This window comes from Rhodococcus sp. NBC_00294 (assembly GCF_036163995.1).
Lineage (GTDB): Bacteria > Actinomycetota > Actinomycetes > Mycobacteriales > Mycobacteriaceae > Rhodococcoides.
Window position 1 is genome coordinate 3,294,873 of record NZ_CP108043.1, and the last position, 25,277, is coordinate 3,320,149.

Here is a 25,277-nt window from a genome sequence, read left to right on the forward strand (position 1 = left end):
CACTCCTTCACGAGATCGGGTCATGAACGGTGATGAGCTTGGTGCCGTCCGGGAACGTGGCCTCCACCTGCACCTCGTGCAGCATCTCCGGGATGCCGTCCATCACGTCGGCGCGGGTCAGCACCTCACGGCCCGACGACATCAGTTCCGCCACGGACCGCCCGTCGCGTGCGCCCTCGAGCAGGTGGTCTGTGATCAGCGCGATCGCCTCCGGATGGTTCAACCGGAGTCCGCGCTGCTGCCGGCGACGCGCCAGTTCCGCGGCGTAGCTGAGCAGCAACCTCTCCTGCTCGTGCGGAGACAATCTCATGGGGGACACTTCCCTTCGCGGCGAACGACGGCGACAGGCAATGCTGGCACGACCTCGGCCGTCGCGCTCGCCGGACGCGCGTCAGGACGCGCCTATCCGCCCCGTGTCCTCGATGTTCTGCAGTCGGACCTGGCCGCGGGCGATGAGACGGTCCGCGGCATCGGTGATGGTGACGGTCCAGATCTGCTGGGTCCGCCCGCGGTGCACGGGCAGTGCCTCGGCGGTGAGCACGCCCTCGCGGGCGGCGCGGATGAAATCGGTGGTGTTGTTGACTCCGACGACGTGGCCGCGATCCCCCAACCACAGGGCGCCCGCCGTGCTCGCCAGCGACTCGACGACGGCGCAGTGCACGCCGCCGTGCACGATCCCGAACGGCTGCAGGAGTTCCGGGCGCACGGTCCACTCCGCGGTGACCCGATCGGGTCCCAGTTCGCGGAACTGCAGACCCAGCACCTTCCCGAAACCGCTGTCCAGCTGCTCTCGAAGTTCGTCCGACACCGACGGTGACACATCGTTCATGGCGTTCAGTGAATCACGTGGACGGACACGAAGCGGCGGGCCTCGCAGTGTGTCGCGAGACCCGCCGGGGCACGGACGCCGACGTCGCTGCAGCCCTCAGGACGTCGGCACGATCCGAAGTTCGTGTGGCTCGGACTATACAGGATAGCCTTGCCTAAGTCACGCAGGTCGCCGTAACCGAACGCGCCACCCCGCGTCGACGAACGCATCGAGGAGCATCTGCCCCCTGCGCCAGCCGCCGTCACGAGACACGCCACCCAGCAACGGAACTCGTGCCGAGGCGCCGAGGACCGACTCGCCCACGATGCGGCTCATCTGCGTGGCGTCCAGAGGACCGAGCGCGGACAACCCTGCCGCGGCGACCTCGAGCGAGCGAGCAGCGCGATGCGCGGTCCAGGCCGCGAGCGCCTCGTCGCACGGCATGACCACCGTTCCCGCGGTCGCGCCCGAGCCGGACACCGAGCGCAGCGCCGTGTCCCGCACGCCCGCCCAGTCGATGCCCACGTCGCTGTCGAGATGGATCCAGAGATTCTCGGGGCCGGGGTCCCACACCCGTCCACATCCGACGAACGCCGCGGCCGACCGTCCCACGACCGCGTGCACGAGTGCGGCCGCCACCTGGTCCACCGCACGACGCGGGTCCGGATGGTCGAGCGACGACCGGCGCAGCAGGGCCTCGAAGCGGCCCGACTCGAGCCCGGTGGCGAACGACCACCAGCGACGCTTGCTCTGCTCGGCCATGTCCGCGACGGCGTACACGCGGGGGGCCTCCGGATCGAGGTGTCGCAGAGCGGTCATGGTGTGCCGGAAGGCGGTGGACACCGCGGCTCGACGATCGTGCGGTGAGACGACGGTGTCGATCGTGACTGTCATCGGATGGAACTCCTCGTCTGCAGGTGCCCGGACGGTGACACGCACCGACCGGTCGAGGCGACCGGTCGAGTCATAAGGTAAGCCTAACCAATACATCTGAGACAACCGGGTGTGGTTCGCATCACCGCGAGACCGCGCCGCCACACGACTGCTTAGGCTTGCGTAACCTTCCATGAGAGACACCACCACACCGATCGAGGAGGACCGCGTGACCGACACCGCGTCCGGACCTCTCGCATCTCACCCCGGCCCGAACGACCTCCCCGAGCCCGGCACCACGGTTCGTCCCGATCGCGACTACTCGATCGCCGACGCGGATCGGCGGGCGCCCGGCCGGGTGACCGTCGCGGCAGCCTCGGCGGTCGACGTCGGTGTCGTCCTGCTCCCCCTCGTGCTCGGCCTCGTCGTCGTCCGATCGCTCGCCGACGACAACGGCGGCGGCCAGGTCGACCGCGCGGTCTTCGGCGTCATCGCGGTGCTCGCGGCCGCGGGTGTGCTGGTGTGGAACCGGGGGTTCCGGGACGGTCGCGCCGGACAGAGCGTCGGTAAGTCCCTGTTCGCCCTCGTGCTGCGGGACGCCGAGACCGGTGACGCGGTGGGCGTCCGACCTGCTCTGACGCTGCGTCGGAAGCCCGGTGTCGAGACGGTCCGGCTCACCATCGCGGTCGCGGAGGACTTCGAACCGGTCGCTCCGGACACCTCCTCGGCAGCGACCCGTCGACGCCGAACCTCCGGACTGATCATCCTCGTCGCCGCCATCGTGCTCGTCGCGCTCATGAGCGTGGCCGTCGGTGCGCGGCCGCTCACCTTCGCCGAGATCTTCCATGCGCTGTTCTCCGCCACCGGGACCGACACCGACGTGATCGTCCGGTCGCTACGCCTCCCCCGCACGATCCTCGGACTCGTCGTGGGCATCGCACTCGGCGTCGCCGGCGCCCTGATCCAGGGCCACACCCGCAATCCGCTCGCCGATGCCGGGTTGCTCGGCCTCAACGCCGGTGCCGCCTTCTTCGTCGTCATGGCGATCTACCTCTTCGGCATCACGTCCCCCGGTGGCTACCTCTGGTTCGCCTTCGCCGGCGCTGCAACCGCCAGCATCGTCGTGTTCGGTACCGCGTCTCTGGGCGGGGCGCGGGCCAACCCGCTGTCGTTGGCCCTCGCGGGAGCCGCGATCGCGTTCTTCCTGCAGGCCATGACCAACGCGGTGGTGCTGCTCGATCAGACCACCCTCGACAGCTACCGGTTCTGGGTCGTCGGCTCCGTCTCGGGACGCGGGCCGGACATCTTCTGGACCGTGCTCCCGTTCATCGTCATCGGGCTGATCATCGCCGTCGCGGGCACGCCGGCCCTCAACACGATCAGCCTCGGTGACGACGTCGCCCGCTCACTGGGCACCAACATCACCCTCACGCGCGTCGTCGGCATCGTGGCCATCACACTTCTGACCGGCGCGGCGACCGCTGCGTGTGGGCCCGTGGCCTTCGTCGGACTGGTGGTGCCCCACATCGCGCGTGCCATCACCGGCCCGGACTATCGCTGGCTGCTCCCGTTCGCCGGCGCGCTGGGCGGTGTCCTGCTCGTGCTCGCCGACGTCATCGGTCGCGTCGTCGTGCGGCCCGGTGAACTGCAGGTCGGCATCGTGCTCGCGCTGATCGGCGCGCCGTTCTTCATCGCCCTGGTACGCCGTCGGACGTTGGTGTCGCTGTGACCGCCCACCCGACCGTCCGTTCCGCGGCCACCGCGCCGTCGGTGGCGGGTCGCCCGGCCTTCCGCATGGGACCGCTGTCGACGGTGCGTCGCCCCGCCAGGGTGCTCGTCACCCTCGCCCTCGCGATCGTGCTGTTCCTCGTGTTCTGTCTGAACGTCGGGCGCGGCGACTACCCGCTGTCGATCCCGGACGTCGTGAACGTGTTGGTGGGCGGCGGCTCGCGGATCGAGCGTTTCGTCGTCATGGACCTCCGCCTGCCGCGTGCCCTCACGGGCGCGCTCGTAGGAGCTGCGCTCGCCGTCTCCGGCGCGTTGATGCAGTCGATCACCCGCAACTCACTCGCGAGCCCGGACATTCTCGGCATCACGTCCGGCGCGAGCGTCGCCGCCATCTCGCTGATCGTCCTGAGCGGCACCAGTACGGCCGTGGGCCTGTTCGCCACGCTCGGCGTGACCCTCGCCGCTCTCGTCGGCGGGCTGCTCACCGCAGCGCTGGTGTACCTGTTGTCGTGGCGGGGCGGAGTGCAGGGCATGCGGCTGGTGCTCGTGGGCATCGCGATCAACGCCATGATGGTCGCGCTGATCGGCTGGATGTTGGTCAATGCCGACATCACCGACGTCACCCGCGCCCAGCTGTGGCTCACCGGTACGCTCTCCGGCGCCACGTGGTCGCAGGTGTGGCCCGTCACCGCCGCCGTGGTCGTTCTCGGAGCGGGCTCGGTGATCATGTCGTTCCGACTGTCCGCCATGCGGCTCGGGCCGGACACCGCCCGCTCGCTGGGCGTGGACGTGCAGCGGTCCCAGGCCGTCCTGCTCGTCATCTCGGTCGCGATGGCCGCCATCGCCACGAGCGTCGCCGGCCCGATCGGATTCGTGGCCCTCGCCGCGCCGCAGATCGCCCTGCGGCTGACCCGGTGCGCCGAGCCTCCGCTGATCGCCTCGGCCCTCACCGGCGCCGTCACCGTGGTGGGGTCCGACCTGGTGGCGCGCACGATTCTGCCGGTCGAGCTCCCCGTCGGCATCGTCACGTCCGTCCTCGGCGGACCCTTCCTCCTCTATCTGCTGGTCCGAGTCAACCGAAAGGCGACAGTATGAGCGTGCACGCGCATCCGGAGATCACCGGAGCCACACCTCCGCACCGTCTCGCCGCGGAGAACATCTCGGTCGGCTACGGCGACCGCATCATCATCGAGGGGCTCGACCTCGAGATCCACACCGGCGTCGTCACGACGGTCATCGGACCCAACGGCTGCGGCAAGTCGACTCTGCTGCGCGCCCTCGGCCGCCTGCTGTCCCCGCGCCAGGGCCAGGTGACGCTGGACGGCAAGGCGATCGGCCACATGAAGACCCGCGACGTCGCGCGCACTCTCGGGGTGCTCCCGCAGTCGCCGATCGCCCCGGAGGGGCTGACGGTGGCGGACCTGGTGGCACGAGGCCGCCATCCCCACCAGTCCTGGATCCGGCAGTGGTCCCGCGACGACGAGTCCGAGGTGGCGCGTGCGCTGAAGCTCACCGGTATCGAGGATCTCGCCGAACGTCCCGTCGACCAGCTCTCGGGAGGACAGCGCCAGCGTGCCTGGATCTCCATGGCACTGGCGCAGGGCACCGACGTCCTGCTCCTCGACGAGCCGACCACCTACCTCGATCTCGCGCACTCCATCGAGGTCCTCGACCTGGTGGACCGGATGCACGACGAGATGGGCCGGACCGTGGTGATGGTGCTGCACGACCTCAACCTGGCCGTCCGCTACAGCGATCGTCTCGTGGTCATGCACGAGGGAGCGATCGTCGCCAGCGGTACGCCGTCCGAGGTCATCTCCGAGAAGATGCTCTTCGACGTCTTCGGCCTGTCCGCGGCCGTCATCGACGACCCGGTCTCCGATCGTCCGCTGATCGTGCCCATCGGCACCCGCCACGTCCGAGCGGGCGCCGGCATCCGACCGGCCTGACGGTCAGCGGTCGATCATCGTCTTCACGAGCCGGACACTCTGACCGAAGGACACGTCCGGCAGGTAGGCCCGTCCGATGGCGTTGCCGATGCTCGGTAGCGCAGCCGGATCGGGGAACGTCATGTACATCGGCTCGTACACCGGCTGGAACTTCGACTTGAACGCCAGCAACGACCGGAAGCCGTAGACCGGTTCGAGCGTGCGGCCCACGACGTCGAGCAGACGCTCGAGCATCCCCGAGAGTGTCGACGTCTGCGCCGTGTCCTCGGTCGGATCGCCCACCTTGGCCAGCGGCGCTCCCGACAGACTGAGGAACTGCGCGCCCTCCTCCTGCAGGGACAGTGCGGCGGACGCGATGAGGAATTCCATCGCGGGCCGGAAGCCCTCGGACCGACGGCGCATGAAGTCCAGGGTCCAGCCCACGACGACGCCGTCGCGGTACACCGGCATCCACGAGGTGATGCCGTGCACGGTGCGCTGCTCGTCCACGGCGATGAGGCACCGGACCTGCGGATCGTCGACCTCGTCCAGGCCGCCGAGCGTGAAGCCCATCTCGGGCATGCCCTTGTCGGCGACCCATTCCTCGGAGATCGCGGTGATCTGGTCCGTGATCGCCAGCGGCGCCGTCGGGAACGAGATCCACTCGGCCTCGACACCGGCCTTCTTCGCCCGGTTCACCGCGGTGCGGACGTCCTGGAACTTCTTGCCAGTGAACGCGAGATCCGCGAGCGGGAGCACGGTCTCCTCCCCCACCTGGATGCTCTCCCAGCCCAGAGCGCCGGTGATCGCCGCGACGTCCGGCGTCACCGAGTAGAAGCAGGGCGACCATCCGTTCGCGGCGGCGTACTCGGAGAAGCCGACGATGGCCGCCTCCCGGTCCGCGGGCGGACCCACCGGATCGCCGGTGGTGAGAGCGATACCCGAGATCACCCGGAACGCGACGTAACTGCGACCGTCGGGCGAGAACCAGTACCGGTTGCCGCGCCACGTCGTCATCCAGGACAGGGCGCTGCCGCTGCTGCTCGTCAGCACCGCCCGGGCGCGCTCGATGGCGTCGGTCTCCACGCCGTACGCCGGTCTCACGAACGATCCCGCGGTCGCGACGACCAGCACCGCCCAGAACACGATGCCCGTCCATTCGTAGAGCACGGTGGCGAGCCAGCTCGTCGGCAGGAAGGGCGGGTCGAACCACTGCAGCAGAACCGGGGGCACGAGCCGCTGCGGGAAGTCGCCGAGCAGCGTCAGCACTCCCGGGCTGCCGTCGAAACCGGACCGGATCAGCGCGCCGACGGCGACGTAGAGAACGGCGAGAACCGCGCCGGCCCCGACCACGGTGGCCCACAGGCGCGTGTACGTACCGGAAGGCGCGGACACGTCGAAGTTCGTGCGCGTGACCACCAGCAGTGCCATGACCGCCAGGGGGACGACGAACGGGACGGCGGTGCGGTAGAGCGTCGGATCTGCGACGCCGTAGAACAGCGTGTCGCCGTTGTCCAGATCGGCGAAGCGGATCAGGTAGTTGGCGAGCGCCAGGGCCAGGAGCACTACCTGCGAGACCATCGCACCGATCCAGGCGAACCGACGCCCGCGGCGCAGTCCGTCGCTGAGGACCAGCAGATAGACCGAGGGCATGACGCTGGCCAGCACCGGTCCCACGCCACCGAGTCGGAGATCGAGCAGCCCGCGTCGGCAGTCGGTGGACCCCGGATCTGCACCACAGACCAGGTTCACCTCGTCGAGCGTCCACTCCTGGCTGCGGAACAGTTCGCGCAGCACGGCGAACGGGCCCACCGCATTGGGCGAGAAGGCAGCGATCATCGGGCCGATCGCGGACGCCGCGACGATGAGGGCCACCAGCACCCGACCCTCGCGGCGGGTACCGGCGAGATGGGTCGCGCGAGAGGATCGTCCGACGATCAACGGACCCGCCACTGCGCCGACCACGACCGAGCCGAGCGCGGTGATGTCGGCGAGATGGCCACCGAACAGGGCCATCACGACGGTCAGCGCCACGAGGCCCACCCGCACCCGCCGACGCCAGAGCGTTCCCATGTTCGCGCTGGCCACCATCAGCGTGCCGAGGATCCAGGCCGTGGGGCCCGAGGTGACACCGAGATGGAGCTGGAAGCCCCACCCCTCGTCGAGCAACTGCCCGAGAGCGGCCAGCGCGAGACCCAGCAGCGAGCCGCCCACCTGGGTCACCAGGACGGCGACCGCGAAGCGCCGGGTACCCATCCGGTGCTCGATCGGCGCGGCCACGACGAGGAACAACGCGGTGGCGACGACGAAGGCGGCCACCCCCACGGCGAACAGCCCCGACGTGACGGGGGTCCAGAGCCGCAGGTTCTCGATCGGAACGATGCCCAGCGCGGTGTGGTGGTCGAGGAAGCTGCGATAGCTGCGCGTGGTGAGGGAGAGCACGATCAGCCCCACCCACATGACGGCCAGCAGTGCGAGGCTGACCGGAGCCCCCTTGGCGCCGTAGGCGATCGTGGACCACAACCGTGCGCCCTGGCGACCGGTTCGTCCCCACCACGCGGCGATGTCGGTCCGCGCACGGGCGACCGGACCCTGCGCGGGAGATCCTGCGGCGGACGGATCGGTCACGACGTCAACCCCAGCCGGGTGCAGAGCCAGTCCAGCTCCAGCTTCAGGCCCGCAGACCACGTCTCGTAACTGTGTCCACCCGGGACCTCGGCATAACGCACGTCCATTCCGGCTTTCTGTGCGGCGGCGAGCAGCTGCTTCGCCGAGTTCTGGTAATCGGGATCACTGGCGCCGACGACGAAGGCGCCGGCGCTGGTGGGGTACTGGCGTGTGGCCATGAGGTTCATCGGGTTCACGGCCTCGAATGCGGCCTCGCTTCCGCCGAACGCCGCGTCCAGCGTGCGCTGCTTGTCCCCCAACGTCGGTTCGAGCTGCCCCGAGAGAACGAGGAAGGTCGGGTACAACTGCGGGTAGTTGGTGGTCATCTGCATGGCGCAGGTACCGCCGTAGGAGAGCCCGCCGATCGCCCAGTGCGCCGGATCGGTGTCCACCTGCAGGGTCGCGTTCACCCACGCCGGCACGTCCTTCGCCAGATAGGACGCCACGTTGCCGAGCGGAGAGTCGACGCAGAGCGGATTGGCGATGGTGGACCCGGTCGCGTCCGCCACCACCACGACGGGTGCGAGACCTGCGTGATCGGCGGCGTAGGCGTCCATCGTCTGGACCAACCGGCCGCCGGTGAGCCAGTCGTCGGGCGCTCCGGGTTGGCCGGCGAGCAGCACGAGGACGGGCAGCAGCGGCCGGCGTGCGGTGAAGTACGCGGGCGGCAGGTAGACCTTCGCGTTCCGAGCGGAGAAACCCGACTCCGTGCCCGGGATCGGCGTGTCCAGGATGCGACCACCGGTCGGCATGTCGGCGGGGGCGGTCCACACGCTCGCGAGAGGTGTACCGGTGATCGGGTCGGCGGTGCGGCCGGTGACGTCGTCGACGTCCACCTCCTGCACGGACGAGATCCCCAGGGCGGTACCGACGGTGGGGTAGGCGTCGAAGACCAGGTTGACCTGCAGCGCGGACGTCGCGACCACGGCCACCGTCGCGATCACGGTCACCACGCGGGTCCACCACCGTGTCGCGGCCAGCATCCGCGGCACGAGGAGGAACAGACCCAGGACTCCGAGACCGACCCAGACGTAGACCGACGTCTCGACGGGATCGGGGAAGACCCGCCAGATCTTCTCGATGCCGAACCACGCCGCCACCGTGAGGACGGCCGCCACCGCGACGGCCACCGGGACGGCGCGGGTGAGGTGCCGCCGACGCCGCGCGAGCACGAGCCAGACGAGCCCGAGCACTCCGACGACCGTGACGACGATCGGGACCGGTCCACTGACCAACGACGTGTCGACGAATGCCACGGCGCAACAGTAGCCGCGCAGTAGTTCTCGACGCGTGTTTCCGCGCCGGTGGACGCGCGCCGACGTGCGACGACCCGCTGCTACACCGTGTAGTACGCATTTGCGTCGGAGTGGCCGTATCATCTGACGAATGGCAGGCCTGGGCGATCTCGAACGAGCAGTGATGGAACATTTGTGGTCGAGTTCGGAGCCGCAGACCGTCCGTCAGGTCCACGAGGCACTGGCGTCGAAGCGTGAGCTCGCGTACACGACGGTCATGACGGTCCTGCAGCGTCTGGCGAAGAAGAAGCTCGTCACCCAGCAGCGGGACGACCGCGCGCATCGGTACGCTCCGGTACATGGGCGCGAAGAGCTTGTCGCCAGCCTCATGGTCGACGCCCTCCAGCAGGCCGACCGCTCCGGCGGACGCGCTGCTGCCCTGGTCCACTTCGTGGGTCGGGTCGGCGCCGACGAGGCCGCCGCACTCCGGGAGGCCCTCGCGGCACTGGAGACGCAGGACGACGGTTCCTCCAACGCCTGACCTCTCGACCCTCGACGCTCCCTCCCACACGACGGTGAGGACATGAACGCACCGACAGCACTGGTCTTCGCGGTACTCGCGTTGATCCTGACGGGACCGGTTCCCGCGATGCTGTCCCGTGCGACATGGCCGCACCGGACACCGCGCGCCGCCCTGGTGCTGTGGCAGGCGATCGCACTCGCCGCGGTGCTCTCGGCCTTCAGTTCCGGTCTCGCGATCGCGAGCCAGCTGCTCGTCCCCGGACCGGACGGCCGGCCCACCACGGCGCCGACGGCCGAGATCGACGCCCTCGGCCTCCCGCTGTGGATCCTCTACGTGACGGTGCTCGCGATCACCCTCGTCATCGGTGCGCGGCTCGTCTGGGCCACGTCCCTGGTGGCGATCAAGACCCGACGGCGGCGTGCGCGACACCGCACGCTGGTCGACATCCTCGATCGCAGTGCGGGCGAGACCAGTGCCCACGGAACCGACGTGCGGGTCCTCGAGAGCCTCGACCCCATCGCCTACTGCCTGCCCGGCCTGCGGCAACGCGTCGTGGTCAGCGAGGGCACGTTGTCCAACCTGGACGACGACGAGCTGGCGGCCATCCTGACCCACGAACGCTCCCACCTGCGCGCGCGGCACGATCTCGTTCTCGAGGCGTTCATGGCCGTCAACCAGGCGTTCCCGCACGTCGTGCGCAGCCGGTCCGCGCTGGGGTCGGTGCAGCTGCTGGTCGAATTGCTCGCGGACGATTCCGCGGTGCGCGTCACGGGCCCTCGTCCCCTCGCCCGCGCTCTCGTGGCCTGCTCCGGATCGTCGGCGCCGCGGGGAGCTCTGGCCGCGGGTGGGCCGAGCACGCTGGTGCGGGTGCGCCGGTTGGCCACTCCCGGTTCCACCCCGGGTGTCGCCACTCTCGCCTATCTCGCGTCGGCGGCCATCCTCGTGGTGCCGACCATCTACGTCGCCGTGCCGTGGTTGACCGAGTTGACGCGCCTCGCACGACACGGTTCGTGACTACTGGCTCACACGAGTCGGCATCGGCACCACTCGTCGCGTAGTGTTACCCGTGGTTCATCAGAACCATCCGTTAGTCGATATGGCACAAATTTCGCCGTCGCTCCGATCCGTCCCCTCGTGGACGCCACGGAGTCATACCGGTGACAAGACACCTCACATTGCGCCCGAGCTCCGCTTGCGCATCGATGACCAGGTGATGTGTGCCCTGGCTCGTCACGCTGCGCGGTGATTCATCGTTGCTGTGCACCGACGCGCCTGCAACCCCGAGAGGTACCACCGCGTTGACCAGCGCCACCCCCGTTTCTGTTTCTGCCACCAGCACTCCCGAGGCGTCCGAGACCACGTTCTCCGACCTCGGACTTCCCGCGGCCATCGTCGCGGCGCTCGCCAAGAACGGCATCACCGTTCCCTCGCCCATCCAGAAGATGGCCATCACCGACGCCCTCGCCGGCCGTAACGTTCTCGGCCGCGCACAGACCGGATCGGGCAAGACGCTCGCGTTCGGTCTGCCGATGCTCGCCCGCCTGGCGTCGACCGGTACCAAGCCCGCCGCGAAGCGCCCCCGCGCACTGGTGCTGGTCCCCACCCGCGAGCTCGCCTTCCAGGTCGTCGACTCGCTGCAGTCCTACGCCACCGTCCTCGGACTGAGCGTGCGTCCGGCCGTCGGCGGCACCCCGTTCGGTCGTCAGGCCGATCAGCTCCGCCGCGGTGTCGACGTTCTCGTCGCCACCCCCGGACGCCTCGGCGATCACCTGCGTCAGGGCACCTGCGTCCTCGAGGCAGTGGAGATCACCGCACTCGACGAGGCCGACCAGATGGCCGACATGGGCTTCCTGCCCGAGGTGCGCGACATCCTCGGACAGACCGCGAACGGTGGCCAGCGCATGCTGTTCTCCGCCACGCTGGATCGCGAGGTCCAGTCGTTGGTCCGCCAGTTCCTGGCCGACCACGTCCAGCACTCGACCGGTGACAGCAAGGCCGCCGTCGAGTCGATGGATCACTACATCCTCAATGTCGGCCGTGGACAGAAGGACATCGTCCTGTCCGAGATCGCCGCTCGCGAGGGTGGCCGGACCATCATGTTCGCCCGCACCAAGCTCGGCTGCGACGGCATCACCGATCGCCTGCGCGCAGTCGGCATCCACGCCGAGTCGCTGCACGGCGGCAAGGCTCAGAACCAGCGCACCCGCGTGCTCGACCGCTTCAAGAGCGGCCGCACCCCCGTGCTCGTCGCCACCGACGTCGCCGCACGCGGCATCCACGTCGACGGCATCGACCTGGTCGTGCACGTCGATCCGCCCGCGGATCACAAGGACTACATGCACCGCGCTGGCCGTACGGCACGTGCCGGTGCGGCGGGCACCGTCGTCGCCATCGCGCTGCCCAACCAGCGCCGCATCATCAGCCGGCTGACCGGCCAGGCCGGGGTGAAGGTCACCTCGGTGGACGTCTCCCCCGGTTCGGTGGAGCTCGGTTCCATCACCGGAGCCAAGGCTCCGTCCGGCGAGCCGGTGCGTGAGGCACCGCGTCGCGAGCGTCCCAGTGGCCCCTCGCGCTTCGGCGCCTCGGGATCCCCGCGCACAGGTGGCTACCGTGGCGGCGACTCCGGCGGATACCGGGGTCGCGACGAGAACCGCACGGGTGGGTACCGCGGCGGTGAGTCGAGCGGTGGCTACAAGGGCCGCGACGAGAACCGCACCGGCGGCTACCGCGGCGGCGAGTCCACCGGTGGCTACAAGGGCCGCGACGAGAACCGCACGGGCGCAACGGCTTCGCGCACCGGCGGGTTCCGCAGCCGTGCTGCGGGCACCGCGCGCGACTGACAGCTCTCCCGTCCTTGTCCGGCCCCGACTTTCGCGTCGGGGCCGGGCAGGGAAAGCTGGGGGAATGACTTCCTCGGATTCTTCACCTCTCGCCCAGATCGGTGTCACCGGCCTCGCTGTCATGGGGTCCAACCTGGCGCGGAACTTCGCCCGCCACGGACACGTGGTCGCGGTGCACAACCGGAGTTACTCCAAGACACAGACTCTGCTCGACGCGCACGGCAGTGACGGCACCTTCGTCGCGTCCGAGAGCATCGAGGACTTCGTGGCCAGCCTCGAGAAGCCACGCAAGGTCGTCATCATGGTCAAGGCCGGCGATCCCACGGACGCGGTCATCGAGGAACTCGCCGGCGTCATGGACGAGGGCGACATCATCATCGACGGCGGCAACGCCCTCTACACGGACACCATCCGCCGCGAGTCCTCGTTGAAGGACCGCGGCCTTCTCTTCGTCGGCGCCGGCATCTCCGGCGGCGAGGAGGGTGCACTCAACGGCCCCTCGATCATGCCCGGCGGCCCCGCGAAGTCGTACGAGTCGGTCGGGCCCCTGCTCGAGTCGATCTCGGCACACGTGGACGGCACCCCGTGCTGCACCCACATCGGCCCCGACGGGTCCGGGCACTTCGTGAAGATGGTGCACAACGGCATCGAGTACGCCGACATGCAGCTCATCGGTGAGGCCTACAACCTGCTACGCGACGCGCTGGGCATGGATCCGGACGCGGTCGCAGACGTCTTCCGCCAGTGGAACGAGGGCGACCTCGAGAGCTACCTCGTCGAGATCACCGCGCAGGTGCTCGCCCACAAGGACGCGAAGACCGGGAAGCCGCTGGTCGACGTCATCGTCGACGCCGCCGAGCAGAAGGGCACCGGTCGCTGGACCGTCAAGTCCGCACTGGATCTCGGAGTCCCCGTCACCGGCATCGCCGAGGCGGTGTTCGCCCGAGCACTCTCGGGCGCGCGCGGCCAGCGCGAGGCGTCCAAGGGTCTGGCGTCGGGAACGCTCTCGGCGAAGCCCGAGGACATCGAGACCTTCACCGAGGACATCCGTTCCGCGCTGTACGCCTCCAAGGTCGTCGCCTACTCGCAGGGCTTCGATCAGATCGCCGCCGGTTCGGCCGAGTACGACTGGAATCTGCACCCCGGCGATCTCGCCACCATCTGGCGCGGAGGATGCATCATCCGGGCCCGGTTCCTGAACCGCATCAAGGACGCCTACGACGAGAACCCGGAACTGCCCGCGCTGTTGCTGGCGCCGTACTTCCGTGACGCCGTCGAGAACGCCGTCGACAGCTGGCGTCGCGTCGTGTCCACCGCGACACTCCTCGGAATCCCGGTGCCCGGCTTCGCCTCCGCCCTGTCGTACTACGACGGACTGCGCGCCGAACGTCTGCCCGCCGCGCTGACGCAGGGTCTGCGCGACTTCTTCGGAGCGCACACCTACGAGCGCATCGACGCCGACGGCAAGTTCCACACCCTGTGGAGCGAGGACCGGTCCGAGATCGAGGCCTGACCTCCGCCGTGAGTTCGTCCGTGCTCGCGGTCGGGCTCTCGCTCGTCGCGGCATTTCTCTTCGCCTGCGCCGCCGTCGCTCAGCAGACGGCGGCGTCGGCGGTCGCGGACGGGGACTCGTTGATCTCGGGTCTCGTGCGCAGCCCGCGGTGGTGGGCCGGGGTGGTCGGCGACCTGGGCGGATACCTGGTGCAGGTGGCGGCCCTGGCCGTCGGGTCGGTGTCCGTGGTGCAGCCGTTGCTCGTCAGCATGCTCCTGTTCGCGCTTCCCCTCGCCGCGAAGTACTCCGGTCTGCGGATGCGGCGCGCCACCTGGATCTCGGCCGTGGGTCTCACGGTCGCGTTGGTGGCGTTCGTCGCGGTCGGCGACCCCACCGAGGGCACCGCCGACGCGCCGCTGTCGGTGTGGGCACTGCCGTTGGCCGCCGTGGTGGCGGTGGCATTGGTCGGCGCCGTCGCCGGTGTGCTCACGCGCGAGCCCGGTCGTGCGGCGCTGCTGCTCGGAGTCGGCGGTGGGCTGCTGTTCGGCGTCGCCGTCGCGTTCACCAAGTACGTCACCGACCTGGTGGAGTCCGATCTGCTCGGCGCCCTCACCGCGTGGCAGACGTACGCGTTGATCGCCGCGGGAGTCTCGGGCTTCTACCTGCAGCAGCGTGCTTTCCAGGCCGGTCCGCTCGCGGCGTCGCTGCCGGCGGTGACCGTGTGCGAGCCGCTGGCGGCGGTGTTCCTCGGCATCGTGGTGCTCGACGAACGGCTCCGCCTCGACGGACTGCGCGGCGTGGTCGTCGCCTCCGCCGTGATCGTCATGATCGTGACCACCGTGGTTCTCTCGCGGGAGCAGGGGCGTGCGGACGACGCCGTCCCGGTTGTCTGACCCACCCTCGACGTCGCCGCCGCAAGATATATCCGTCGGTCGCGTACGCTGGCGTCCCGTGCATTTCCTTCGCGACCAGCGCCCGCCCTACGACCTGACGTACGACGACGTGTTCCTCGTCCCGAACCACACGACGGTCACGTCCCGTTTCGACGTCGATCTGGCGAGTGTCGACGGCTCCGGGACCACCATTCCCATCGTCGTCGCCAACATGACCGCCGTGGCCGGCCGCCGGATGGCGGAGACGGTCGCGCGACGCGGCGGCATCGTCGTCATCCCGCAGGACCTGCCGACCGCGGCCGTCGCCGAGACGGTCTCCTTCGTCAAGAGCCGGAACCTGGTGGCGGACACCCCGGTCGTGTTGACGGCGGAGGACTCGGTCTCCGACGCTCTCGCCCTCATGCCCAAGCGTGCCCACGGCGTCGTCGTGGTCGTGGACGGTGACACGGCCGTGGGCATCGTCTCCGAGGCGGCGTGCACGGACGTCGATCGCTTCGCGCGCCTCTCGACGGTGATGGACAAGGACTTCGTGACGGCCTCCGTGGACACGAGTCCCCGCGAGATCTTCGAGCAGCTCGAGGCCCGGCACGAGAACCTCGCCGTGCTGACCGGACCGGACGGCGCACTCGCGGGAGTGCTCACCCGCACCGGTGCGCTCCGCGCCGGCATCTACCGGCCCGCCACCGACGCCGACGGACGCCTGCGCATCGCCGCCGCCGTCGGCATCAATGGTGACGTGGGCGCGAAGGCCGCCGCCCTGGTCGAGGCCGGGGCCGACGTCCTGGTGCTCGACACCGCCCACGGCCACCAGCAGAAGATGCTCGATGCGCTGGCCGTCGTCGCAGCGCTCGATCTGGGCGTGCCCCTGGTCGCCGGCAACGTCGTGTCCGCAGCGGGTACCCGTGACCTGATCGAGGCCGGCGCGGACATCGTCAAGGTCGGGGTGGGCCCCGGCGCCATGTGCACCACCCGCATGATGACCGGCGTGGGCCGCCCGCAGTTCTCGGCCGTCGAGGAGTGCGCCGCCGCGGCGCGCGAGCTGGGCAAGCACGTGTGGGCCGACGGCGGAGTCCGACATCCCCGCGACGTCGCGCTCGCCGTCGCTGCGGGTGCCTCCAACGTCATGATCGGGTCCTGGTTCGCCGGCACCCACGAGTCGCCCGGAGATCTCCGCGTCGACGCCGCCGGGGTGGCCTACAAGGAGAGCTTCGGCATGGCGTCGAAGCGAGCCGTGGCCGCACGCACCGCGGCGGACAGCGCGTTCGACCAGGCGCGCAAGGGCCTGTTCGAGGAAGGCATCTCCAGCTCGCGGATGCGCCTCGATCCGGAGCGGCCCGGTGTCGAGGACCTCATCGATCACATCTGCGCGGGTGTGCGCAGCACCTGCACGTACGCCGGTGCGCGCTCGCTCGAGGAGCTGCATCGGGATGCCGTGCTCGGCATCCAGTCCGCGGCGGGCTTCGCCGAGGGGCGGCCGCTCCCGTCCGGCTGGTGATCTCGGCCGCACTCGTGCTCACCCCGCCGACTCGGTGATTCCGGGTCGGCGACGATACGATGTGTGCGATAGCGGCGCCCCCGAGCGGGTACTGCTGTGACACGCGCCGATTCTGCGGCGCAGGCGTCGCCTCCACGCGAACGCCACACGACAGGAAGGACACCGGTGCCCGAGGCACCCACGACGACGCCGACCCCCGGGTCCGGCACTCCGTCCCCGGACCGACCGTCCCGAGACCGCCCCTCCCCCGACGGGGAGTCGTCCGGCGGTCTCTCTCCGGAGGGCTCCTCTAGGTCGCCGGGCTCACCCGGCGCTTCCCCGACGACCACCTCGAGTCGCAGCGAGGTGTGTCCCTCGTGACCGTTCTCGTCCCGATCCTGTCCCTCGTGGGCTTCGTCGCGCTGACGGCGGGAACGGCGATCTTCGTTGCCGCGGAGTTCTCCCTCACCGCACTCGAACGCAGCACCGTCGACGCGGCGGCCCGCGACGGTGACATGCGCTCCCGCCAGGTCCAGCACGCGCACAGGACGCTGTCGTTCCAGCTCTCCGGTGCTCAGCTCGGCATCACCATCACCACGCTGATCACTGGCTACATCGCCGAACCGGTGCTGGCGCGGTTCATCACTCCCGCCGCCACGGCGCTCGGTGCGTCCGACTCGCTCGCCGGCGCCGTGTCACTGGTGCTGGCGCTCGTCATCGCCACCTCGGCGTCGATGGTGTTCGGCGAGCTGGTGCCCAAGAACATGGCCATCTCCAATCCGATGAAGGTGGCGCGGGCGACGGCCGGCCTGCAGGCAGGGTTCTCCCTCGTCTTCCGCTGGGCCATCAACGGTCTCAACGGTTCCGCGAACTGGGTGGTCCGCCGCCTCGGCGTCGAGCCCGCGGAGGAACTGCGTTCGGCGCGCTCGCCCCAGGAACTCGGGTCGCTGGTGCGCTCCTCCGCGGAACACGGCTCCATCGACCAGCGCACCGCTCTCCTCGTCGACCGCTCGCTGCAGTTCGGCGAGCGCACGGCGGAGGAGTTGATGACCCCCCGCGTGAAGATCGAGACCCTCGCCGCGGACGACACGGTCGCCGACCTCATCGACACCGCGGCCCGCACCGGGTTCTCCCGGTTCCCCGTCGTCAACGGCGACCTGGACGACACCGTGGGCGTCGTCCACATCAAGCACGCGTTCACCGTGCCCGCCGAGCGCCGCGCCGGAACGACGGTCAGCTCCCTCGCGCAGCGTGTTCCCAACGTCCCCTCGAGCCTGGACGGCGACACCGTCATGGAACGGGTGCGCGCCGACGGCATGCAGGTCGCCATCGTGGTGGACGAATACGGCGGCACCGCGGGCATCGTCACCATGGAGGACCTCATCGAGGAGATCGTCGGCGACGTCCGCGACGAGCACGACACCCGCGAGGTCGACGTCCAACGCGTCGCCGACGGGTGGCTCTGCTCCGGACTCCTGCGCATCGACGAGGTCACCGAGTTCACCGGGTACGCGGCACCCGAGGGCGAGTACGACACCCTCGGTGGCCTGGTGCTGACACAGTTCGAACGCATCCCCGACGCCGGCGACCAGGTCATCCTGCCGCCCCCGAGCGGAGACCTCGAGTCCGACGAGGGCGGCTGGGTCGCGCGCGTGGACGCGATGGACGGGCGCCGGATCGACCGGATCCTCGTACGCCCGGCCGCGGAGGACGAGATCACCCGGCTGCGCGCCGAGACCGTCCGCGAGCACGACCGGGAGGCCCTCGATGGGTGACCTTCTCGCCGTCGGCCTCGCGGTCGTCCTCCTGCTCCTCAACGCCTTCTTCGTCGGTGCGGAGTTCTCTCTGATCTCGGCACGCCGCGACCGCCTCGAGAGTCTGGTGGTGCAGGGCAAGAAACGGGCTCAGACGGTCATCGAGGCCGGTCAGAACCTGTCGATGATGCTCGCGGCCGCGCAGCTCGGCATCACCATCTGTTCGATCCTGCTCGGGCGCGTGGCGGAACCCGCCGTGGCCCACCTGATCGAGCGTCCGTTCGAGCTGCTCGGCGTACCCGACTCCCTGCTGCACCCCATCGGGTTCGCCCTCGCCCTGGGCATCGTGGTGATCCTGCACATCCTCATCGGCGAGATGGTGCCGAAGAACATCGCGATCGCCGGACCGGAAGCGACGGCGATGTTGCTGGTGCCCGTTCATCTGTGGTGGTTGCGCGTCGCGAAGCCGCTGATCTCGTTCTACAACCTGTGCGCCAACGGCACACTGCGGTTGTTGCGCGTCGAGCCGAAGGACGAGCTGGACTCGTCGGTGTCGGCGGACCAGCTCTCCGACATGATCGGCGAGTCCCGCTCGGAGGGACTCATCGACGAGGAGGAGCACCGCCGGCTGACGCAGGCTCTCGAGACGTCGGGTCGCACCGTGCGGGAGGTCCTCATCCCGCTGGACAAGGCCCGCACGGTGGTCTGCGGACCCAAGGGACCCACGCTGGGTGCGATCGAGGAGGCGGTCCGCGAGACCGGTTTCTCGCGGTACCCGGTCCGCGACGAGACCGACGGCATGATCGGGTATCTCCACATCAAGGACGTCCTCGATCTGATGGCGGACCCGCTGGCCGACTCGGGGACGATCATCCCGCGCTCGGACGTCCGCCTTCTGCCGATCATCGACGCGCGCACCCCTCTCGACGAGGCGTTGGCCGGTCTCCGCCGCCGACGCAGTCACCTCGGCGCCGTGGTGGAGACGGGCAAGGGCACCATCGGCATCGTCGCTCTCGAGGACCTCGTCGAGGAGTTCGTCGGCACGGTGCGTGACGGCACCCACCTCGTGGAGGACGTCGTCCCCGGGCCCGACGCGACGTGACGTCCGTCGTGTCGGACACCGATCTCGTCGTTCTCGGACCGGACGCGTGGCATCCTCGGCGGCTCGCTCACGGCGAGCGGGTGGACGAGATGATCGGTGCCTATCTGGAGCGGCGCGCGGTCGGCGAGCCGCATCCGGTGCTCGACTTCCTCTTCACCTACTACAGCCTCAAGCCGGGCCATCTGCGCCGGTGGCACCCCGGTCACGGCTCGGTACTGACCGGGCCGGGCATCGAGGACTACCGCGGACGCTCCGGGTACGTGGACGTCGCCGTGGGCGGGCGACCCGGCGTCACGGTGTCGTCCGAGTTCCTCGACCGGCGGTCGTCCGCGATCGAGTTCGTGAGCACCCTGATCGGCCGGACGGCCACCCGCCCGGCGCAGCTGGGCTGCTTCGGTCTGCACGAGTGGGCGATGGTCTACCGCGGCGGGGACGAGGCTCTGCGTCACGACGTGCCGCTGCGCCTCGGTCACGACGGCACCGACGCAGTGGTGGAGTCGATGCCGTTGCGCTGCACCCACTACGACGCGTTCCGTTTCTTCACCCCGGACGCGGTCCCGCGGAACGCGCTCGAGCTGACGCCGGAGCACCGGCTCCTGACGGAACAGCCGGGCTGCCTGCACGCCTCGATGGATCTGTACAAGTGGGTGGCGAAGCTCGGACCGCTGCTGCCGTCCGAACTGCTGCTCGACTGCTTCGCGCTGTCGATGACGGCGCGCGAACTGGACATGCGGGCGAGCCCGTACGACCTCACGGCGTACGGCTACTCCCCCGTGCGTGTCGAGACCCCGACCGGGCGCGCCGAGTACGTGCGCGCCCAGTCGGCGATCGCGGAACGAGGAGCCGCTCTGCGAGTCGCGATCGGCGGCCTGCTCGCCGGTCTGCGCTGACGGTTCGGGTCAGACGCCCACGGCCGAGAGTTCGGCGAACTCCTCGTCGCTGAGCTCGATGCTCGCGGCGGCGACGTTGTCCTCGAGGTGGGACACCGACGACGTTCCGGGAATCGGCAGCATCACCGGGGATCGACGCAACAGCCACGCGAGGGCGAGCTGCGACGCGGAGACGCCGTGCCGCTGGGCCAGCTCCGTCAGCGGGCTGCCCTCGCCGGTGAGCTTTCCGGTGGCGAGCGGGAACCACGGGATGAAGCCGATGTTCTGCTCGGTCGCCCAATCGAGGAGCTCCTCGGAGGAGCGGTCCGTGAGGTTGAAGAGGTTCTGGACGGACACGATCGGAGCGATCCTCTGTGCTTGTGTCACCTCCTCGACGGACACCTGGCTGAGGCCGATGTGCCGGATCTTGCCCTCGTCCTGCAGCGCCTTCAGTTCGCCGACCTGATCTTCGAGCGCGACGTCCGGGTCGATCCGGTGCAGCTGGAACAGGTCGATGCGGTCCACACCGAGACGGCGCAGCGACAACTCCGCCTGCTGGCGGAGGTATGCGGGACGACCGACCGGGGTCCACTGCCCGGGGCCCTGCCGGGTGAGCCCGGCCTTGGTCGCGATCACGATGTCGTCGGCGTAGGGACGCAGCGCCTCGGCGAGCAGGTCCTCGGCCACCTCGGGGCCGTAGCTGTCTGCGGTGTCGAAGAAGGTCACGCCCAACTCGACCGATCGCCGCAGCACGCGGATCGCCTCGTCGCGGTCACGCGGCGGCCCCCAGACGCCTTCTCCGGGCAGCTGCATGGTGCCGTAACCGAGCCGGGTGATCTCGAGGTCTCCACCGAGCAGGAAGGTGCCGCTCGCGTCGGCGGGGCGGGAAGTCGTCGATGTCGTCATGGCGAGTACGACGCCGTGGGGGTCGCAGGTATTCCTGCTCGTGATCGTCCCGCGCGCCACCACCGGTGGGCTCCGCACTACCACTGGGTAACATCGGGGCGATCCAGCGCGGCACGACGCCGCGACAGGCGAGAGTCAAGTGAGGGGCTGTGATGACGGAACGCGTCCAGGTCGGCGATCTGCAGGTGGCGGCAGTGCTGCACGAGTTCGTGGAGAAGCAGGCTCTGCCCGGCACGGGTGTGGATCAGGATGCGTTCTGGGCGGGTGTGCAGTCCCTCCTCGAGGATCTCGCGCCCCGTAACCGGGCGCTCCTCGAGGCCCGCGACGAGATCCAGGGCAAGCTCGACGCCTGGCACTCCGAGCACCCCGGAGCCGGCTACGACCGCGCGCAGTACAAGGCGTTCCTGAAGGAGATCGGGTACCTGCAGGACGAGCCTGCCGCGTTCGCGATCACGACCGAGGGCGTCGACACCGAGATCACCACGACGGCCGGCCCGCAGCTGGTCGTCCCCGTCCTCAACGCACGCTTCGCCATCAACGCCTCCAACGCCCGGTGGGGCTCGCTGTACGACGCGCTCTACGGCACCGACGCCATCTCCGAGGACGGCGGCGCGGAGAAGGGCACCAGCTACAACAAGGTGCGCGGCGACAAGGTCATCGCGTGGGCTCGCACGTTCCTCGACGACGCGGTGCCGCTGACGTCCGGCTCGCACGCGGACGCCACGTCGTACGTCGTCGACGGGTCCGCCCTGGCGGTCACCCTGTCCTCCGGCGACACCGTCGGTCTCGCGTCACCGGACTCGCTGCTCGGCTACACGGGTGAGCCGTCCGCACCGACCGGCATCCTGTTCGTCCACAACGGCTTGCACTTCGAACTGCAGATCGACGCCGAGAGTCCCATCGGCAGCACCGATGTCGCGGGCGTGAAGGACGTGCTGCTCGAGTCCGCGGTCACCGCGATCATGGACTTCGAGGACTCCGTCGCCGCCGTGGACGCCGACGACAAGGTGCTCGGCTACCACAACTGGCTCGGTCTGATGCGCGGCGATCTCGCCGAGGAAGTGTCGAAGAACGGGAAGACCTTCACCCGCACCATGAATCCGGATCGCGTCTACACCGCTCTGGACGGCTCCCAACTCGTGCTGCACGGCCGGTCGCTTCTGTTCGTCCGCAACGTCGGGCACCTGATGACCACCGATGCGATCCTCGACAAGGACGGCAACGAGATCCCCGAGGGCATTCTCGATGCCGTCATGACGTCCCTGACGGGTAAGCACAGCCTGCGAGACGACGTCGCGCTGAGCAACAGCCGCACCGGCTCGCTCTACATCGTGAAGCCCAAGATGCACGGTCCCGACGAGGTCGCCTTCACGAACGAGCTGTTCTCGCGGGTCGAGGACGTCGTGGGCCTCCCCCGCAACACCCTCAAGGTCGGCATCATGGACGAGGAGCGTCGCACGACGGTCAACCTCGCGGCCTGCATCCTCGCGGCGAAGGAACGCGTCGTGTTCATCAACACCGGCTTCCTCGACCGGACCGGCGACGAGATCCACACCTCCATGGAAGCCGGAGCCGTCGTGCGCAAGGCCGAGATGAAGAAGCAGAAGTGGATCGCCGCCTACGAGGACTGGAACGTCGACACCGGTCTCGCGGCGGGCCTCGAGGGCAAGGCGCAGATCGGCAAGGGAATGTGGGCGATGCCCGATCTCATGCACGACATGCTCGAGCAGAAGATCGGTCACCCGCGCGCGGGTGCGAACACCGCCTGGGTCCCGTCGCCCACCGCGGCCACGCTGCATGCCACCCACTACCACCAGGTCGACGTCTTCGCCCGCCAGGAGGAGATCGCGAAGGCTCGCCGCTCCACGGTCGACGACATCCTCGAGATCCCACTGGCTGCCGACACCTCCTGGAGCGACGAGGACAAGCAGCGTGAGCTCGACAACAACTGCCAGTCGATCCTGGGATACGTCGTCCGGTGGATCGACCACGGCGTCGGCTGCTCGAAAGTTCCGGACATCGAGGACGTCGCGCTCATGGAGGACCGTGCGACGCTGCGCATCTCGAGCCAGCTGCTGGCCAACTGGGTCCGTCACGGCGTCGTGACCGAGCAGGACGTCGTCGCCTCGCTGGCACGCATGGCGCCGGTGGTCGATCGGCAGAACGCCGACGACCCGACCTACCGACCGCTCGCCGAGAACTCGGATTCCAACATCGCCTTCAACGCCGCCAAGGACCTCGTCCTCGAGGGAACCCGGCAGCCGAACGGGTACACGGAGCCGATCCTCCACGCGCGCCGTCGCGAGTACAAGGCAGCGAACCAGGCATCCTGACAGGGAGGCCGGGAGCAGCACGAGAGAGGACGGGTCCCGAGGGTGGGAGAGCATCGTCGCACCGCGTCCACGTCGGGTGGTCGTCGCGGTGTGAGCCGCGGACCCGTCGTGGTCGTCGTCGTTCTCGTGCTGCTCGTCGCGGCCGTCCTGGGCTGGTTCGCCCTGCGCGATCGCATCACCGACGAGGGTGAGCAGGCCGCGAAGGCCTGTGTGGAGGGTGACGCCGTGCTGGCCGTCACGGCCGATCCCGACATCGCCGACGCCGTGCGTACGGTCGCCGCGGCGTGGGACGCCACGGCGCCGGTGGTGCGCGATCACTGCGTCACCACGACGGTGACCGAGACGGCGTCGGACGTCGCGGCAGCGGCCCTCGCGGCCGATCCGTCCGACGCGGCGGCCGGTCCTCGTCCGTCGCTGTGGATCCCGGCGACTTCGGCGGATGCGGCGCCGCTGATCGACGCGCGGCGGGTCGACAGCACCCCCCGGTCTCTCGCCACCAGTCCCGTCGTCCTCGGCGTCGCGCCGACGCTCGCCGACACCCTGGGAGCGGCTGCCGTGGGGTGGGCCGACCTGCCTCGTCTCGCCGCCAACCCCGGGTCGCTCGACGCCATCGGCGCCGTGGGCTGGGGATTCCTGCGACCGGCACTGCCGGCGGGGTCGACCACCACCGCGGCTCTGGTGTCGGTGGCTGCGGCGGTCGTCGATCCCACCGCCTCCACCGCGTCGCTGACCGCCGATCAGGCTGCGTCCGCGCCCGTCGTGTCGGCGGTCTCCGCGCTCTCCCGCGCGGCGACGGACGCGACTCCCACACCGCCCGCCGATGCTGCGGCCGCTCTCGATGCGATGGTGCAGGGCGACGACCCCGCGGCCGCCCCGGTCCACGCCGTCCCGGTCACCGAACAGCAGTTGTACGGCCGGATCACGGAGGGCCAGCAGCTGGCCGCCTTCCGCCCGGCCGGTTCGACGCCGAGCGCCGACCATCCTGCAGTGGTGCTCTCGGACGGTGATGCGACCGGACGCGCGGCTGCGGCCGCGTTCGCGGAGTTCGCCCGCGGAGCCGATCAGCAGCAGGCGTTCCTGCGACAGGGATTCCGCGTTCCCACCGCCGACGGAACCACCGAGGCGACACCTCCGTCGGTGGCGGGACTGACGTTCCCGGCGATCGGTCAGCCCGCCGCGTCGCCCGAGCCGGCGGCGCGCACGGCGGTGCTCGACACCCTCGCGTCACCCACCCGCCCGTCGAGCACCACCGTCCTGCTCGACGTGTCGGGATCGATGGAGTCGATCGACGGGTCCGCCACGCGCCTGACCAACGTGACGTCCGCCCTGCGTCAGGTGATCGGCGCGGTTCCCGACACCAGCCGGATCGGCCTGTGGACGTACAGCCGGGCACTGGACGGATCACGGCCGTACCGGGTGGAGATACCGCTCACGGAGGCGAACTCCGAGTCCCGCGCCGCACTGGACAGCTCTCTCGCCGGTCTGTCTCCCGCCACCGCCACCTCGACCTACGCCTCCGTGCAGGCGGCCTACGAATCGGCGGTGCAGAACTGGTCGGGCGACGGGACCAACTCGGTTCTTCTCGTCACCGACGGCCCGAACGACGACACCTCGATCTCCGCCGCGTCCTTCCTCCAGTCGATCGCGGCCGCATCGGACCCTGCACGTCCGGTCCGCATCGACGTGGTGTCGCTGACCCAGAACTCGGACATCGCGACGCTGCGCAGCCTCGCGGGCCAGACCGGAGGCGACCTCGTCGAGGTGTCCTCCTCCGACCCCACACTCACCGCCACGCTCGACCGATTGTCCTCCGACCGGTGACGATCTCCACCGAATGCCGAAGGGCTTCCCC

General features: G+C 69.7%; 20 protein-coding genes. 14 read left to right on the forward strand and 6 right to left on the reverse strand.

Translation table 11 applies throughout. The annotated features are described in order from the left end of the window. Positions 1–7 precede the first annotated feature (7 nt). The 3 genes from OHB23_RS15405 to OHB23_RS15415 all read right to left on the reverse strand — a co-directional run bounded on the left by OHB23_RS15405 (position 8) and on the right by OHB23_RS15415 (position 1,702). Positions 8–310, reverse strand: coding sequence for an urease subunit gamma (locus OHB23_RS15405; protein WP_027505419.1), 303 nt, complete (start codon positions 308–310; stop codon positions 8–10). A gap of 81 nt (positions 311–391) precedes the next feature. After that, positions 392–829 (reverse strand): PaaI family thioesterase, encoded by a 438-nt coding sequence (locus tag OHB23_RS15410; protein ID WP_222631273.1) that lies wholly within the window; start codon positions 827–829, stop codon positions 392–394. 159 nt (positions 830–988) lie between these two features. Next, the gene (locus OHB23_RS15415) at positions 989–1,702 is read right to left on the reverse strand and encodes a hypothetical protein (protein WP_156380490.1); all 714 of its coding nucleotides are present in this window, start codon (positions 1,700–1,702) and stop codon (positions 989–991) included. Between the two features lie 172 nt (positions 1,703–1,874). Here OHB23_RS15415 and OHB23_RS15420 point away from each other — a divergent pair, with 172 nt between their 5' ends. The 3 genes from OHB23_RS15420 (at position 1,875) to OHB23_RS15430 (ending at position 5,358) form a co-directional block, all read left to right on the forward strand. Further along, the gene (locus OHB23_RS15420) at positions 1,875–3,410 is read left to right on the forward strand and encodes a FecCD family ABC transporter permease (protein ID WP_328809845.1); all 1,536 of its coding nucleotides are present in this window, start codon (positions 1,875–1,877) and stop codon (positions 3,408–3,410) included. Between the two features lie 65 nt (positions 3,411–3,475). Continuing rightward, the gene (locus OHB23_RS15425) at positions 3,476–4,504 is read left to right on the forward strand and encodes a FecCD family ABC transporter permease (RefSeq protein WP_081821226.1); all 1,029 of its coding nucleotides are present in this window, start codon (positions 3,476–3,478) and stop codon (positions 4,502–4,504) included. Continuing rightward, the gene (locus OHB23_RS15430) at positions 4,501–5,358 is read left to right on the forward strand and encodes an ABC transporter ATP-binding protein (RefSeq protein WP_056444458.1); all 858 of its coding nucleotides are present in this window, start codon (positions 4,501–4,503) and stop codon (positions 5,356–5,358) included. Before OHB23_RS15425 ends, OHB23_RS15430 begins: the two co-directional genes overlap by 4 nt. A gap of 3 nt (positions 5,359–5,361) precedes the next feature. On the opposite strand, the gene OHB23_RS15435 is transcribed toward OHB23_RS15430, so the two are convergent. Further along, positions 5,362–7,965, reverse strand: a complete 2,604-nt coding sequence (locus tag OHB23_RS15435; RefSeq protein WP_442972987.1) for a bifunctional lysylphosphatidylglycerol flippase/synthetase MprF — start codon at positions 7,963–7,965, stop codon at positions 5,362–5,364. Next, positions 7,962–9,260, reverse strand: coding sequence for an alpha/beta hydrolase (locus OHB23_RS15440; protein ID WP_027505426.1), 1,299 nt, complete (start codon positions 9,258–9,260; stop codon positions 7,962–7,964). Before OHB23_RS15440 ends, OHB23_RS15435 begins: the two co-directional genes overlap by 4 nt. A 130-nt stretch (positions 9,261–9,390) precedes the next feature. Between OHB23_RS15440 and OHB23_RS15445 the strand changes: the two genes are divergently transcribed. The 9 genes from OHB23_RS15445 to OHB23_RS15485 all read left to right on the forward strand — a co-directional run bounded on the left by OHB23_RS15445 (position 9,391) and on the right by OHB23_RS15485 (position 20,207). Further along, positions 9,391–9,780 carry a BlaI/MecI/CopY family transcriptional regulator gene (locus OHB23_RS15445; RefSeq protein WP_027505427.1) on the forward strand — a complete coding sequence of 130 codons (390 nt, stop codon included), beginning with the start codon at positions 9,391–9,393 and terminating at the stop codon, positions 9,778–9,780. A 42-nt stretch (positions 9,781–9,822) separates the two neighbouring features. Further along, a complete protein-coding gene (locus OHB23_RS15450; RefSeq protein WP_027505428.1) occupies positions 9,823–10,776 on the forward strand; it encodes a M56 family metallopeptidase in 954 nt (317 codons plus the stop codon). A gap of 284 nt (positions 10,777–11,060) precedes the next feature. Further along, positions 11,061–12,602: a DEAD/DEAH box helicase gene (locus OHB23_RS15455; protein WP_051613283.1), complete on the forward strand. Its 1,542-nt coding sequence runs from the start codon at positions 11,061–11,063 to the stop codon at positions 12,600–12,602. Between the two features lie 64 nt (positions 12,603–12,666). Beyond that, positions 12,667–14,115 (forward strand): NADP-dependent phosphogluconate dehydrogenase, encoded by a 1,449-nt coding sequence (gndA, locus tag OHB23_RS15460; protein ID WP_027505429.1) that lies wholly within the window; start codon positions 12,667–12,669, stop codon positions 14,113–14,115. A gap of 8 nt (positions 14,116–14,123) precedes the next feature. Further along, positions 14,124–14,987 carry a DMT family transporter gene (locus tag OHB23_RS15465; RefSeq protein ID WP_231476281.1) on the forward strand — a complete coding sequence of 288 codons (864 nt, stop codon included), beginning with the start codon at positions 14,124–14,126 and terminating at the stop codon, positions 14,985–14,987. Between the two features lie 58 nt (positions 14,988–15,045). Further along, positions 15,046–16,482 (forward strand): GuaB1 family IMP dehydrogenase-related protein, encoded by a 1,437-nt coding sequence (locus OHB23_RS15470; RefSeq protein WP_222631279.1) that lies wholly within the window; start codon positions 15,046–15,048, stop codon positions 16,480–16,482. A 356-nt stretch (positions 16,483–16,838) separates the two neighbouring features. Then, complete coding sequence (locus OHB23_RS15475; RefSeq protein ID WP_056445121.1) at positions 16,839–18,236, forward strand: hemolysin family protein; 1,398 nt, start codon at positions 16,839–16,841, stop codon at positions 18,234–18,236. Then, entirely contained in the window at positions 18,229–19,317 is a 1,089-nt protein-coding gene (locus tag OHB23_RS15480) for a hemolysin family protein (RefSeq protein WP_056444450.1), read from the forward strand. Before OHB23_RS15475 ends, OHB23_RS15480 begins: the two co-directional genes overlap by 8 nt. Continuing rightward, positions 19,314–20,207 carry a 3-methyladenine DNA glycosylase gene (locus tag OHB23_RS15485; protein WP_442972988.1) on the forward strand — a complete coding sequence of 298 codons (894 nt, stop codon included), beginning with the start codon at positions 19,314–19,316 and terminating at the stop codon, positions 20,205–20,207. The genes OHB23_RS15480 and OHB23_RS15485 overlap by 4 nt, the downstream gene beginning before the upstream one ends. Positions 20,208–20,216: 9 nt before the next feature. On the opposite strand, the gene OHB23_RS15490 is transcribed toward OHB23_RS15485, so the two are convergent. Next, complete coding sequence (locus OHB23_RS15490; protein WP_328809846.1) at positions 20,217–21,092, reverse strand: aldo/keto reductase; 876 nt, start codon at positions 21,090–21,092, stop codon at positions 20,217–20,219. 152 nt (positions 21,093–21,244) lie between these two features. On the opposite strand from OHB23_RS15490, the gene OHB23_RS15495 reads away from it, so the two are divergent. Then, positions 21,245–23,425 carry a malate synthase G gene (locus OHB23_RS15495; protein WP_328809847.1) on the forward strand — a complete coding sequence of 727 codons (2,181 nt, stop codon included), beginning with the start codon at positions 21,245–21,247 and terminating at the stop codon, positions 23,423–23,425. A 42-nt stretch (positions 23,426–23,467) separates the two neighbouring features. Next, complete coding sequence (locus OHB23_RS15500; protein ID WP_328809848.1) at positions 23,468–25,246, forward strand: VWA domain-containing protein; 1,779 nt, start codon at positions 23,468–23,470, stop codon at positions 25,244–25,246. The last annotated feature ends 31 nt before the right edge of the window (positions 25,247–25,277 follow it).

Coding starts and splice junctions, on each gene's coding strand:
- OHB23_RS15410 (WP_222631273.1), bottom strand. CDS start 829: ATGAACGATGTGTCACCGTCGGTGTCGGACGAACTTCGAGAGCAGCTG.
- OHB23_RS15425 (WP_081821226.1), top strand. CDS start 3,476: ATGGGACCGCTGTCGACGGTGCGTCGCCCCGCCAGGGTGCTCGTCACC.
- OHB23_RS15445 (WP_027505427.1), top strand. CDS start 9,391: ATGGCAGGCCTGGGCGATCTCGAACGAGCAGTGATGGAACATTTGTGG.
- gndA (WP_027505429.1), top strand. CDS start 12,667: ATGACTTCCTCGGATTCTTCACCTCTCGCCCAGATCGGTGTCACCGGC.
- OHB23_RS15415 (WP_156380490.1), bottom strand. CDS start 1,702: ATGACAGTCACGATCGACACCGTCGTCTCACCGCACGATCGTCGAGCC.
- OHB23_RS15430 (WP_056444458.1), top strand. CDS start 4,501: ATGAGCGTGCACGCGCATCCGGAGATCACCGGAGCCACACCTCCGCAC.
- OHB23_RS15420 (WP_328809845.1), top strand. CDS start 1,875: ATGAGAGACACCACCACACCGATCGAGGAGGACCGCGTGACCGACACC.
- OHB23_RS15480 (WP_056444450.1), top strand. CDS start 18,229: ATGGGTGACCTTCTCGCCGTCGGCCTCGCGGTCGTCCTCCTGCTCCTC.
- OHB23_RS15495 (WP_328809847.1), top strand. CDS start 21,245: ATGACGGAACGCGTCCAGGTCGGCGATCTGCAGGTGGCGGCAGTGCTG.
- OHB23_RS15490 (WP_328809846.1), bottom strand. CDS start 21,092: ATGACGACATCGACGACTTCCCGCCCCGCCGACGCGAGCGGCACCTTC.
- OHB23_RS15405 (WP_027505419.1), bottom strand. CDS start 310: ATGAGATTGTCTCCGCACGAGCAGGAGAGGTTGCTGCTCAGCTACGCC.
- OHB23_RS15450 (WP_027505428.1), top strand. CDS start 9,823: ATGAACGCACCGACAGCACTGGTCTTCGCGGTACTCGCGTTGATCCTG.